At 56.4% G+C, this 12,066-nt stretch carries 8 protein-coding genes; 1 reads left to right on the top strand and 7 read right to left on the bottom strand.

What is annotated here, in order from left to right; all coding sequences use genetic code 11:
* Positions 1-31 precede the first annotated feature (31 nt).
* Positions 32-3,175: an EAL domain-containing protein gene (locus PGW97_RS00285; protein ID WP_273858095.1), complete on the bottom strand. Its 3,144-nt coding sequence runs from the start codon at positions 3,173-3,175 to the stop codon at positions 32-34.
* Between the two features lie 183 nt (positions 3,176-3,358).
* On the opposite strand from PGW97_RS00285, the gene asnC reads away from it, so the two are divergent.
* Entirely contained in the window at positions 3,359-3,820 is a 462-nt protein-coding gene (gene asnC, locus PGW97_RS00280) for a transcriptional regulator AsnC (protein WP_047887046.1), read from the top strand.
* Between the two features lie 217 nt (positions 3,821-4,037).
* Here the strand turns inward: asnC and hemB are convergent, their stop codons facing one another.
* From hemB to PGW97_RS00250, 6 genes are all read right to left on the bottom strand, one after another.
* Positions 4,038-5,087 carry a porphobilinogen synthase gene (hemB, locus tag PGW97_RS00275; RefSeq protein WP_047887045.1) on the bottom strand — a complete coding sequence of 350 codons (1,050 nt, stop codon included), beginning with the start codon at positions 5,085-5,087 and terminating at the stop codon, positions 4,038-4,040.
* A gap of 161 nt (positions 5,088-5,248) precedes the next feature.
* Positions 5,249-6,052: a 3'-5' ssDNA/RNA exonuclease TatD gene (tatD, locus tag PGW97_RS00270; protein WP_047887044.1), complete on the bottom strand. Its 804-nt coding sequence runs from the start codon at positions 6,050-6,052 to the stop codon at positions 5,249-5,251.
* 80 nt (positions 6,053-6,132) lie between these two features.
* Positions 6,133-7,074: an ABC transporter permease gene (locus PGW97_RS00265; protein WP_273858090.1), complete on the bottom strand. Its 942-nt coding sequence runs from the start codon at positions 7,072-7,074 to the stop codon at positions 6,133-6,135.
* Between the two features lie 2 nt (positions 7,075-7,076).
* On the bottom strand, positions 7,077-8,054 hold the full coding sequence (locus tag PGW97_RS00260) for an ABC transporter permease (RefSeq protein ID WP_047887042.1): 978 nt from the start codon (positions 8,052-8,054) through the stop codon (positions 7,077-7,079).
* A gap of 70 nt (positions 8,055-8,124) precedes the next feature.
* A complete protein-coding gene (locus PGW97_RS00255) occupies positions 8,125-9,678 on the bottom strand; it encodes an ABC transporter substrate-binding protein (protein WP_273858089.1) in 1,554 nt (517 codons plus the stop codon).
* A gap of 117 nt (positions 9,679-9,795) precedes the next feature.
* Entirely contained in the window at positions 9,796-11,514 is a 1,719-nt protein-coding gene (locus PGW97_RS00250; RefSeq protein WP_217394133.1) for an ABC transporter ATP-binding protein, read from the bottom strand.
* Between the last annotated feature and the right edge of the window lie 552 nt (positions 11,515-12,066).

Genomic DNA, 12,066 nt, shown 5'->3' with positions numbered 1-12,066 from the left:
TAACGCAGCGGCACACCATAAAAGAGGGGAATTATACCACCTCCGTCTGCCTGCTCAATTGGCGCACCAGCGCTTCCAGCGGTTGGGGACGGCCAAACAGGTAACCTTGGGCATAATCGACGCCCAACGCTTTGAGGCGCGTCAGAATGGCCTCACTTTCGACGAACTCGGCAACGGTCTGTTTACCCATCTTCTTTGCCAGTTCATTGATGGCTTTGACCATCGCCAGATCCATATCATCGTCGGCGATATCGCGGACAAACATGCCGTCAATCTTAATAATATCCACCGGCAGGCGTTTCAGGTAACCGAACGACGACAGCCCGGAGCCAAAATCGTCCAGCGATATGCGACATCCCAGATTTTTCAGCCGGGTAAACAGCAGGATCGCCTCACTCATGTTGCCGATGGCGGCGGTTTCCGTGATTTCCAGACAGAGCTTATGAGTCGGCAGGCCGGAGCGGCTGATCTTATCGACCAGGAACTGGACGAACTCACTGTCTCCCATCGACTGACCGGACAGGTTGATGGCGCACATTTCCAGCTGCGCAACTGCATCCGGGTGTGCCACCAGCCAGTCCACCACCTGTTCAACCACGTAGCGGTCAATCCGGTGGGCCAGGTTGTAGCGTTCTGCGGCCGGCATGAACAGCGCAGGCGACACCATTTCGCCATCATCATTGCGCAGCCGGATCAGAATTTCATAGTGGTGGCCATCGCCGCCCGATGCCAGCGGGGCGATCTGCTGGGCATACAGTTCAAACTGGCGATCTGCCAGGGCCCGGCGGATCTGGCTGACGCACTCCATTTCGAGCTCCCGCCGCCGCAGCTCCTCATCATCGGGATGGTACAAATGTAGCCGGTTGCGCCCTTCATCCTTAGCCGCATAACACGCGGTATCGGCCTGGGCGTGAACCTGCTGCGACGACCCGGCGGTTTCATCAATCAGGCGCAAGCCGATAGAGCCGCTGAAACTGAAGCGGGTGTTCTTCCAGTAAAACTCCAGTTCTTCCAGCGTCCGCAGAATATGGCGGCCAAATTCCACCGCTGGCTCCGCCTCACAATGATGGAGGATGATGGCAAATTCGTCGCCACCGAGACGCGCCAGCAATGCGTGGGATGGCATCAATGCCCGTAACTGGAGCGCGACCTGCTTGAGCGCCTCATCCCCAGCCTCGTGCCCAGCGGTGTCATTGATGATTTTGAACTGGTCGAGATCCAGGTAATACATGGCATGGCGCGCCCCTTCCTCGCGGGCTTCGGTCAGCGCCTCTTCCAGTACTTGTTCAAAATGGCTGCGGTTATACAAATCGGTCAGGAAGTCATGGCTCGCCTGATGAGCCAGCTTGGCTTCCAGCTCGCGGGTCGAGGTAATGTCTTCCCCGACCACCAGCAGCTGCTGGCAGTTCTGGGTCTGACGAATAGTCTCCCGGATCCAGACCTGACGGCCGTCGGCGCAGCAATAGCGCAACTGGCGCCGCCACACCCGCTGATTTCCCTGCTCACGGGAGGCGGCAATAAACTGCTGCGGCATCAGTGTGGTGCCGTGATAGAAATCGACAATTTTATGGCCCAGCAGCTCCCGTTTGCTGTAGCCGAGCAAGTCGGCGGCAAACTGGTTCACTGACTGGACACGGGCATGGCGGTCAACCGTCATCAGCATCACCGGCTGCTGCTCGTACAGCAGGCGGTAGCTGACCTCACGCTCACGGAGTTTCTCTTCCATCTGGTGACGGGTGGTGACATCACGCGCCTCAAACAGCAGCTGATACTGCCCGCTTTCTTCACCGGGCAGACGCTTGACGGCCACATCCAGCATCCGGCCACCGTTGTCGTGGCTCTGGATTTCCACTTCCAGCCGGATCGACTGGTCAAACCCGGCGCCCTCAAACCCCTGCCGCAGTTTGTCCATCGCTTTGGATGACCAGCAGCTCCAGCGCCATAGCGGACGGTCATACTTTACCACTGAGCGCCCGACCAGCTCGTGCAGTGCGAGGTTACCGGAAATCAGCCGGCCCGTGTCATCGAGAATCCCGATGTACTGAAAACTCTGATCGAACACTCCCTCGAACAGCGCCCGGCTCTGGCGCAGCCGCTGTTCGCCTTTGCGCAGCCGGCGGATCACGATCGCCAGCAGCACAATCACCCCGCCCATGACACTGAGCGCGACGGTCAGCACCCGAATCTCACCCCGGTAACGGTTGAACCAGCTTTCCGGCTGATTGAGGATCAGCATTTCACTGTTGTCGACACTCAGCCCCCAGTGCTGCAGCACCGGGTAGTTGAAGATGGCTTTGCCGGTACTGCGGATAAAGTACGGGTACTCCAGCGCCTCGTCGTTCAGTACCTTGATCAGCAACTGGCCGACCTGTCGCCCCTTGTCAAACCCACTGGTCATCACGCCGCCAATCACCCCGTTGTCGAGCGAATAACGGTACGGGGAGTAAACCGGCACTGAGGCCCGCTCAGTCAGCTGGGTGAGCAAATCGGTGCTGGTCATGTAGCGCCCCTGCCCGTCACGGTAGTAGCTGAGATACAGAATGGCCGATTGCGCGGGCAGCAGCGCAGACTGGGCCAGAGTATCGGCAAAAGTGCTGGTGTCCATCCGGACAATGTCCAGGTTCATAAAATTGGTCTGCTGGAAATTGACCACTTTCTTCCACATGGCTTCCCCGGTCACCGTGTGGTCGGCAATCACGTACAGGTGCGCCAGATCCGGCTGCACTGAGAGCGCCAGAGTAATGTTGTCTGACGGGTCACTCTGATCCAGCACCCCGAGTACCCGTTTAAGGTTGCGGTGCTTATCGGGATGGTAGTCGTTGACCCCGACCAGGATCACCGGGGTCTCGCCGATTTCCCCGGCCAGCTCGTTAACCAGCCACAACGCGTTGTCATCGGAGGCGACAACAGCGCGGTAGTGTTTTTCCGCCAGCTTGGTCCGGTACAAATCCAGCAGTTCCTGCATGTAACCTTTGGACTGGTAGCGCTTGCTGTCCATGTAATTCACATGCAGGGAGATCCCCTTCACCCGCGTCACTGACTCGATGCCCGACTGCAGCGAGTCGGTCCAGCGCATGCCCTGATGGTAGGAATGGATCACCAGCGTATCTTTGTCGTCATCCATCGCCTGCGCCGGTAGCCACCAGACCAGTAAAAGTACCGCGAGAAACCGCATAAATTCGAATGTCCCGTATTGTTATTCCTGACGTGGCAACCCACCCGTGGCGACGTGTTACCTGCAAAGCCGCTGCCCAGCTGGCAGCAAATGTCTGATATAATTGAAGAGCTTAACTGATAGCAGTATAAATTACGACCAGACCGGATGAAACCGGCCGGTCCAACAAAGGATTGCCTCACCATGACCACGTCTGTCCGAATCGATGACCTCGACCGTGAAATCCTCAACACCCTGATGCATGACGCCCGTACGCCTTACGCGGAGATGGCCAAGAAATTCAATGTCAGCCCAGCCACCGTCCATGTCCGGGTCGAAAAAATGCGGGCGGCGAACATCATCACCGGGACCGAAGTCGTGATCAATCCCAAGCTACTGGGCTACGATGTGTGCTGCTTTATCGGGATTAACCTCAATGCCGCCCGGGACTACCACTCCGCACTGGCCAAACTCAACGAGCTGGATGAAGTGGTGGAAGCCTATTACACCACCGGGGCGTACAACATTTTCGTCAAACTGATGTGTAAGTCGATTGAGGAGCTGCAGTATGTCCTGATTGACAAACTTCAGGCCATCGATGAAGTGCAGTCGACCGAAACCCTGATCTCGCTGCAAAACCCGATTAACCGCAACGTCAAGCCTTAACCCTAGCTCTGGCTCTGGCTCTGGCTCTGGCTTTAGCTCTGGCTCTGGCTCTGGCTTTAGCTCTGGCTCTGGCTTTAGCTCCGGCCATCGCCGGGCTCCGTCTTGCCGGACTCAGTGTGAGCAGGAGCCTGACCCTTACACCTTATAAACAAAAAAGGCTGGTGTCGCACCAGCCTTCTCGTTTTGGTATCAATGCCTGATTCCGGTCAGCCCGGCATTATTCCGGCTTCTCTGCCAGCGCCTGAGTACGGGCCGCGGCCTCTTCGGCCAGCCACTCCGCTACCGGCTTGGCAAAGTAGGTCAGGATACCGTCGGCACCCGCCCGCTTGAAGCACAGCAGCGATTCCATGATAGTCTCGCGCTCTTTCAGCCAGCCGTTCTGAATGGCCGCCATGTGCATCGCGTACTCGCCCGACACCTGATAAGCAAACGTCGGGACCTGCAACTCACTTTTCACCCGGCGCACCACATCCAGGTACGGCATCCCCGGCTTGACCATTACCATGTCCGCCCCTTCGTTGACGTCCATTGCCACTTCATGCAGCGCTTCGTCTGAGTTCGCCGGATCCATCTGGTAAGTTTTTTTGTCGCCGCCCTTCAGGTTACCGGCCGAGCCGACTGCATCACGGAACGGACCGTAATAGTGGGAGGCATACTTGGCCGAATACGCCATGATCTGGGTATTGACGTGACCGGCTTCTTCCAGCGCCTGACGGATCGCGCCAATGCGGCCGTCCATCATATCGGAAGGTGCCACCACGTCCGCCCCTGCTTCCGCGTGAGACAGCGCCTGCTTCACCAGTACCTCAGTGGTGACATCGTTCAGCACGTAACCATTGTCGTCGATGATGCCGTCCTGACCGTGAGTGGTGAACGGGTCAAGCGCAACGTCGGTGATCACCCCCATCTGCGGCACATGCTCTTTGAGCAGGCGAACCGCACGCTGCACCAGCCCTTCCGGATTGTGCGCTTCCGCGGCACACAGCGACTTGGCGTCCTGCGACACCACCGGGAACAGAGCGATCGCCGGAACGCCCAGCTTGGCCAGATATTCAGCCTCCAGCAACATCAGATCAATCGACAGACGTTCAATCCCCGGCATGGACTCGACGGCTTCACGGCGGTTTTTGCCCATCAGGATGAACATCGGGTAAATCAGATCATTGACCGACACTTGCGCCTCAGACACCAGACGGCGGCTGAAATCCTGTTTGCGGATGCGACGCATACGGCGTGCCGGAAACGCGCCCTGAATAGATACAGACACGGCATACTCCTTTATCTTTGGTTCTCTGCATGAGGTGTCTCACGGCAAGAGATCGTTTGCTGCATATTGGGGTTCACCGGATGGCGACCATGCCGCCATCCTGGCAGATAAATCAATCAGTTCCCTAAACCTGGCAGTGCAGCGGGATGGGCCTGATCATATCACTCTCCGTCAACCTGGTGAGCAGGAATTGCAAAAAATGCCCGGGCGGTCTCAGTCGTCTGGCACATTAGTGCCCCGGCATCCTGCTCCCGGCATGCCGCAATCACCTGTGTGATGTGCGGCAGGTACTGCGGCTCGTTGCGGCTCGACTTGGGTTTCGGCCGCAAATCGCGCGGCAGCAGGTACGGGCAGTCGGTTTCCACCATCAAACGGTTATCCGGGATCAGCCGGACCAGCTCCCGCAGCTCAGTACCGCGCCGCTCGTCGCACACCCAACCGGTAATCCCGATGTGCAAGTCCAGCGCCAGGCAATCCTTCAGCTCTGCTTCCGTCCCGGTAAAACAATGCAGCACAGCAGCCGGCAGCTTGTCACGCCACGGGGCCAGAATCGCCATAAAACGCTCGTGAGCATCCCGGCAGTGCATAAACACCGGCATCTGCAGTTCAGCTGCCAGCGCGAGTTGCGCTTCAAACACAGCTTCCTGTTGCGGACGGGGAGAAAAATCACGGTTGAAATCCAGGCCACACTCGCCAATCGCGACGACTTCCGGCGCGACGGCCAGCTCACGGAGGGCCGGCAGGGTGAGATCCTGAACCGATTTGGCATCATGGGGGTGAACACCGGCGGTGCTGAAGCAGTAACCCGGCCACTGGCGGGCCATGGCCAGCGCCTGCTGGCTTTCTTCAACGCTAGTGCCGGTCAGAATAAGGCCGTGGACGCCGGCGGCTTGTGCCCGGCTTACCACGGCCTCGCGGTCTTTATCAAACCGGCTGTTGGTCAGGTTGACCCCGATATCTATCATGCTTGTGCCTCATCATTGTCATGCTCAGGCAACAAGGTAATGAACTCGGGGCCATTTGGCTATTCCCGGCGGGAAACTTTCTAGCCTTTGTACACTTTCGGGTTGAACACATCCCGCAGCCAGTCACCCAGCAGGTTAATCACCAGTACCAGAGCAACCAAGATGATGCCCGGGAAGGCGGTGATCCACCAGGAGCCGGAGAAGATGTAGTTAAAACCAATGCTGATCAGCGAGCCCAGTGACGGCTGGTCAACCGGCATCCCCAAGCCCAGGAACGACAGGGCCGCTTCCGACATGATGGCGTTGGCCACCTGTACCGTGGAGATCACCAGGATAGGCGACAGGCAGTTCGGCAGAATGTGACGGAACATGATACGCAGTGACTTCAGGCCCATGACCCGTGAGGCTTCCACGTACTCTTTCTTCTTCTCTGCCAAAACCGATGCCCGCACAGTCCGGGCGTACTGCGGCCATTCCGCGATACCGATAATGACCACCAGCATCACAATGGCGTACTGACTGTAAAAATCGCTGCCGAAGCTGGCCTTGAAAATCGCCGACACAATGATGGCGACCATCATGGTAGAGAACGACAGCTGCACGTCAGCAATACGCATCAGGAAGCTGTCGATCCGGCCGCCGAAGTAACCGGCACACAGGCCGACCACGATACCGATCACCAGCTGCAGGGCGACCGCAAACAGGCCGATCGCCAGAGAAATCCGCAGGCCATACATGATGGTCGACAGGATATCGCGGCCCTGGTTGTCCGTACCCAGCAGGAAGCGCTCGTCACCGAACTCCATCCAGGAAGGAGGCAACTCGGACTCCATGATGTCGATGCTGGTCAGATCGTACGGGTTGGTCGGCGCCAGCATCGGTGCCAGCAGCGCCATGACCACAAACACCATGAAGGCCGCAAAGCTGGCCATTGCCACTTTGTCTTTCTTGAAGAAATAAATGAAATCTGAATTCAGGAAACGCTGCCAGCGGCTCGGCACGTTTGTCGATTGCGTTGTCATGATTACGCTCCTTTGCCGGTCAGGTTAACAGTCGGGTTGATCAGGCCGTACAGCAGGTCCACCAGGGTATTGGTGACCACGAAGATCAGGCCCACGAAGATCACATAAGCGGTGATCAGCGGGGTGTCGACCCGGTTAATAGCCTCAAGGAACAGGAAGCCGGTACCCGGCCACTGGAACACGGTTTCGGTCAGGATGGTATACGCCACCATGGTGCCGATTTGTACCCCGCCGACCGTGATCACCGGCAGCATGGTGTTTTTCAGCGCGTGCTGGTAGTACACCTTGTTCTGCGGCAGACCCTTGGCGCGGGCAAATTTCACGTACTCGGTGCCCAGCGCTTCCAGCATTTCAGAACGCACCAGACGGATAAAGAGCGGCAGCATGATGGACGCCAGCGAGATACTCGGCAGCACCAGGTGCGCCAACCCGTCAAGGGTAAAGAACCCGGACTCCCAGCCCAGGATATTGGCCGTCTCCCCTCGTCCGAACGACGGCAGCCAGCCCAATTCAATAGAAAAGACGTACATCAGCATAATGGCGGTCAGGAAGACCGGCACGGAAATACCGACGATACTGAAGCCCATGATCGCTTTAGTCAGAGCGCTGTTGGGGTGAATGGCCGAATAGACCCCCAACGGTATAGAGACCACCACAATGATGATGGTTGCCGCCGCCACCAGTTCCAGGGTGGCTACCAGCTTGTCGAGAATGACATCGACAACCGGGCGTTTAAAGAAATAGGAGTCGCCCAGATCTCCGTGTAATGCTTTCGAGATAAAACGGCCGTACTTGACCATGAACGGATCGTTAAGACCCATCTCAGTACGCAGCGCGTCACGCTCCGCTTCCGAGACCGATTGCCCCACCAGCTCACGCAGGGGATCCCCTAAGTTGTCCTGGATAGCAAACGCCACCAGACTGATCACAAACATCACTACCAGTGCCTGTACCAGGCGCTTGACCAAAAACGTAAACATTCCTTGCCTCTTGAGACTTCCTTAATCGGGCTCCGGCCATTGCCGGAGCCCTGCTTCGCGGACGGGGGTATTAGTTGATCACCAGATCGCCCAGGTATGGGAAGTCCATACCGTTCACGATAGGTTTGATGTCCACGTTCTTCTTCGCGGCCCAGGACGGATCCTGCCAGTACAGCGGAACGAAAGCCGCATCGTTATACAGCAGCTCTTCCACTTTCTTCAGCATCGCGCTGCGTTTCTCCAGGTCGGTTTCCGAGTTCGCGGCTTCCACCAGCTTGTCGACTTCCGCGTTGGAGTAGTGGCCACAGTTGTACTGCCCTTTGCCGGTTTCGGCGTTACGGGTCATGGTCAGGAACTCCGTAAAGTTCGCTGAATCCTCTGTATCCGGGTGCCAGCCAATCATCAGCATGCCCGCTTCACACTTGTCGAACTCCGGCCAGTACTGGGCTTTCGGCATGGTTTGCAGGTCAACCTTGATCTTGATTTTCGCCAGCATCGCGGCCACGGCCTGCGCCACTTTTTCGTCGTTCACGTAGCGGTTGTTCGGCGCGATCATGCTGATAGAGAAACCATTCTCGTAACCGGCTTCTTTCATCAGCTCCTGAGCTTTCTTCAGGTCATAGCGCGGAGTCAGGTTCTCGTTGTAACCGGCATAGCCGACCGGGCTCTGCTGACCCGCCGGAGTAGCGGCACCTTTCATAATTTTCTGGGCAATACCCTCGTTGTTCACGGCGTACACGATCGCCTGACGAACACGGGCATCACGCAGTGGCTCTGCCACTTTCTGGTTCATCTGGAAAGTGATCACTCGAGTACCCGGCATCGTCACCAGATCCAGCTTGTCGTTGCTCTTGATGCGCTGGTAGTCGTTTGGCGATACCGGTGCAATCATGTCCACGTCGCCAGACAACAGGGCCGCGACACGGGTCGCATCTTCTTTGATTGGACGCAGGGTAATGTGGTCAACGTTCCCTTTGCTGTCTTTGTCCCAGTAATCCGCAAAGCGTTCAAATTCTACCGCCACGCCCTGCTCACGCTTGCTCACCTTGAACGGGCCAGTGCCTGAGATGTGGGTAGAGGCATACGTTGAGCCATTTTTCTTCAGCTCGGCCTTGTCTTTGCCGCCTTCGGTTTTACCGGTGTAGAACTTGCTGTCCATCGGGAACAGGTACGTCATGACGTTTTCGATCAGCGGGTACGTCCCGTCTGTCACCACATCCACGGTGTAGTCGTCGACTTTTTTCACATCCAGGATCGGGGTAAAGATACCTTTGAAGTCAGCCGAGGTTTTCAGGCGCTGGAAGGTCCACACCACATCGTCAGCGCTGAACGCGTTACCAGAGTGGAATTTCACCCCTTCACGCAGCTTGAAACGCATTGTTGCGTTATCCTCACGCTCCCAGGAAGTCGCCAGACGCGGCTCAAATTCCATGTCCTGGGTAAAACGAATCAGCGGGTCGAAACTCATGTGAGAAAGTTGCAGCGTACCGCCTGACAGCTGCTCATGCGGGTCCAGAGAAACCGGATCGGCGTCATAAGCCAGGTTCAGGTTCGCGGCGGCAGCACCAAAACTCAGGCCGGCTGCCATTAGCGCCACGGCTAACTTGCTCTTAATGGTTTTCATTGCATAGCTCCTTTATGCAGGGAGAGAACTCCCAGATGGTTATGTTTGCTTATTATCGGTATGGGTAAGCAACATGTGCCGGGATCGCTGTCGCGCAGCTTCCCGCGCGACAAAAAATCAGGCCAACTGCAAGCCTTCCAGGCTCATTCCCTTAAATTCAGGCATCAGGGAAATCAGTTGCTTGCTGTACTCATGCTGAGGGGCAGTGAACAGTTGCTCTGTCGGGGCCACTTCCAGCAGGGTACCCTTTTGCATGACGCCGATACGGTCACACATCTGGCGAATCACCGGCAGGTCGTGGCTGATGAACAGCATTGTCAGGTTCAGCTCATCCTGCAGATCTTTCAGCAGGTTCAGGATTTGCGCCTGGACAGACACATCCAGGGCCGAGGTCGGCTCGTCACAAATCAGCAGACGCGGCCGGGTTGCCAGCGCCCGGGCAATCGAGATCCGCTGCCGCTGGCCGCCGGAGAACTCGTGCGGGTATTTCACCCCAGCACTGCGTCCCAGCCCGACATGGTCCAACAGGTCACCCACGATCTGGCGCACCTGCGCTTCGCTGTCGGCCAGTTTATGGAAACGGATCGGCTCCGCGATGATGTCGAAAATCTTCATTCGCGGGTTCATGGAGGAATACGGGTTCTGGAACACCATCTGCATCTGGCGACGCAGTGGACGGCGTTCATTTTCGGTTTTCAGTGCGGTCAGATCGATGCCTTCGAAAATCACCTGGCCGGAGTTCGGCGGATACAGGCCGGCGATCACCCGCGCAATGGTGGACTTACCGGAGCCGGATTCGCCCACCAGACCAAAAGTTTCCCCTTCGAACACTTCAAAGCTGACATCGTTCGAAGCCTGCACGTACTCGCGGCGGCTTTCAAAAAACGAATCTTTGGTCACAAAGCGCAGGTTGACGTTCTTGACCTGCAACAGCGCACCGGTGTACTTCCGCTGATCCTGGCTCTGCCCCAGCCAGTGATTTTTCACATCCAGCTGGGTCAGCTCTTCCGCTTCTTCAATGTAGTTCACCAGCGGGAAGCGGTTCAGTTTGATATCGGAACGGGGCACCGCCGAAATCAGACTCTGGGTGTAAGGGTGAGTCGGGTTGCCCAGCACTTGCTCGGTAGGACCGATTTCCACCAGATCCCCGCGATACATGACTGCCACCCGGTCAGTGATGTTAGACACCACGCCCATGTCGTGAGTCACCAGCATACAGCCGACATTTTTCTTCACACACAGCTCGCGGATCAGGCTCAGAATCTGATCCTGAATCGACACGTCCAGCGCCGTCGTAGGCTCATCCGCAATGATCAGATCCGGCTCCCCGGCCAGAGCAATCGCAATCACCACCCGCTGGCGCATCCCGCCGGAAAACTGGTGCGGGTACTGTTTAATCCGCACTTGCGGATCAGGGATCCCGACCTGCTCCATCAGAGTCAGCGCCCGCTTCAGCGCTTCGTCTCTGCTGACCTTCAGGTTGGTCAGGATGGTTTCCGTCAGCTGACGCTCAACGGTAAACAGCGGGTTAAGCGATGTCATCGGATCCTGAAAGATGAAGCCGATTTTCGCGCCGCGCACCCGGCGCATGGCTTCCGGGCTTAAGCCGGAGATTTTCTCGCCATCCAGGTAAACATCGCCGCTGGCAATCTTTCCTGGCGGGCTCAGCAAGTCAATCACGGCATTCCCGACCGTTGACTTACCGGCCCCGGACTCACCGACGACACCTACGATTTCCCCTCGCTCAATCGTGAACGAGAGCGATTTCACTGCGGCATGTACCCCATGACGTGAGGGATACTCGATCCGCAAGTTTTTCACTTCCAATAAAGCCATTACCAGACCCCAACTGCGCGGCAGTGTTCTGCCCTGTCTGCAAAAAATGAATCCCTTCTCTTCAGCAGATTTTGCTGAATATGTGTTCAGCACATAATCTGTCAAAGATTTTACAATAAATCAACAAATCATCAGTAAAAACTGGCGAAATGCATAAAAAAAGCATAATCAGTCATTATGCGCATTGTTCATTGCCATAATGCACATGTCTGACGTTGCTCATGATTTACTCACAATACCGAAAGATAATAGTAAAAGACTCTGCATCTGTCACAGTGCGATCTGGTTCACCAAATTCACATTTGCATAAATATACTGAGATTCACTTTCCCCAGTTAACATGACAGCAACAAGCACTGACAAACCTGCGCTAATGCAGTGACTTTATGGTTAATTATAGGAAGTAATCAGCAGAAGGTACTGAATTATCGCCACAAGACAGATGACAGAAAAATCAATAACGGGTGTCCGACGCAGGAGAAACAATGGGGATTTTGTGTGGTAGGCCAGTCAACAGACGCCAGAAACGAAAAAACCCCAGTCTTTCGACTG

The sequence above is a fragment of the Photobacterium sp. GSS17 genome (assembly GCF_028621875.1).
GTDB lineage: Bacteria > Pseudomonadota > Gammaproteobacteria > Enterobacterales > Vibrionaceae > Photobacterium > Photobacterium ganghwense.
The sequence above is the reverse complement of the archived record's forward strand: the minus strand, read 5'-3'. Positions and strand labels throughout refer to the sequence as shown.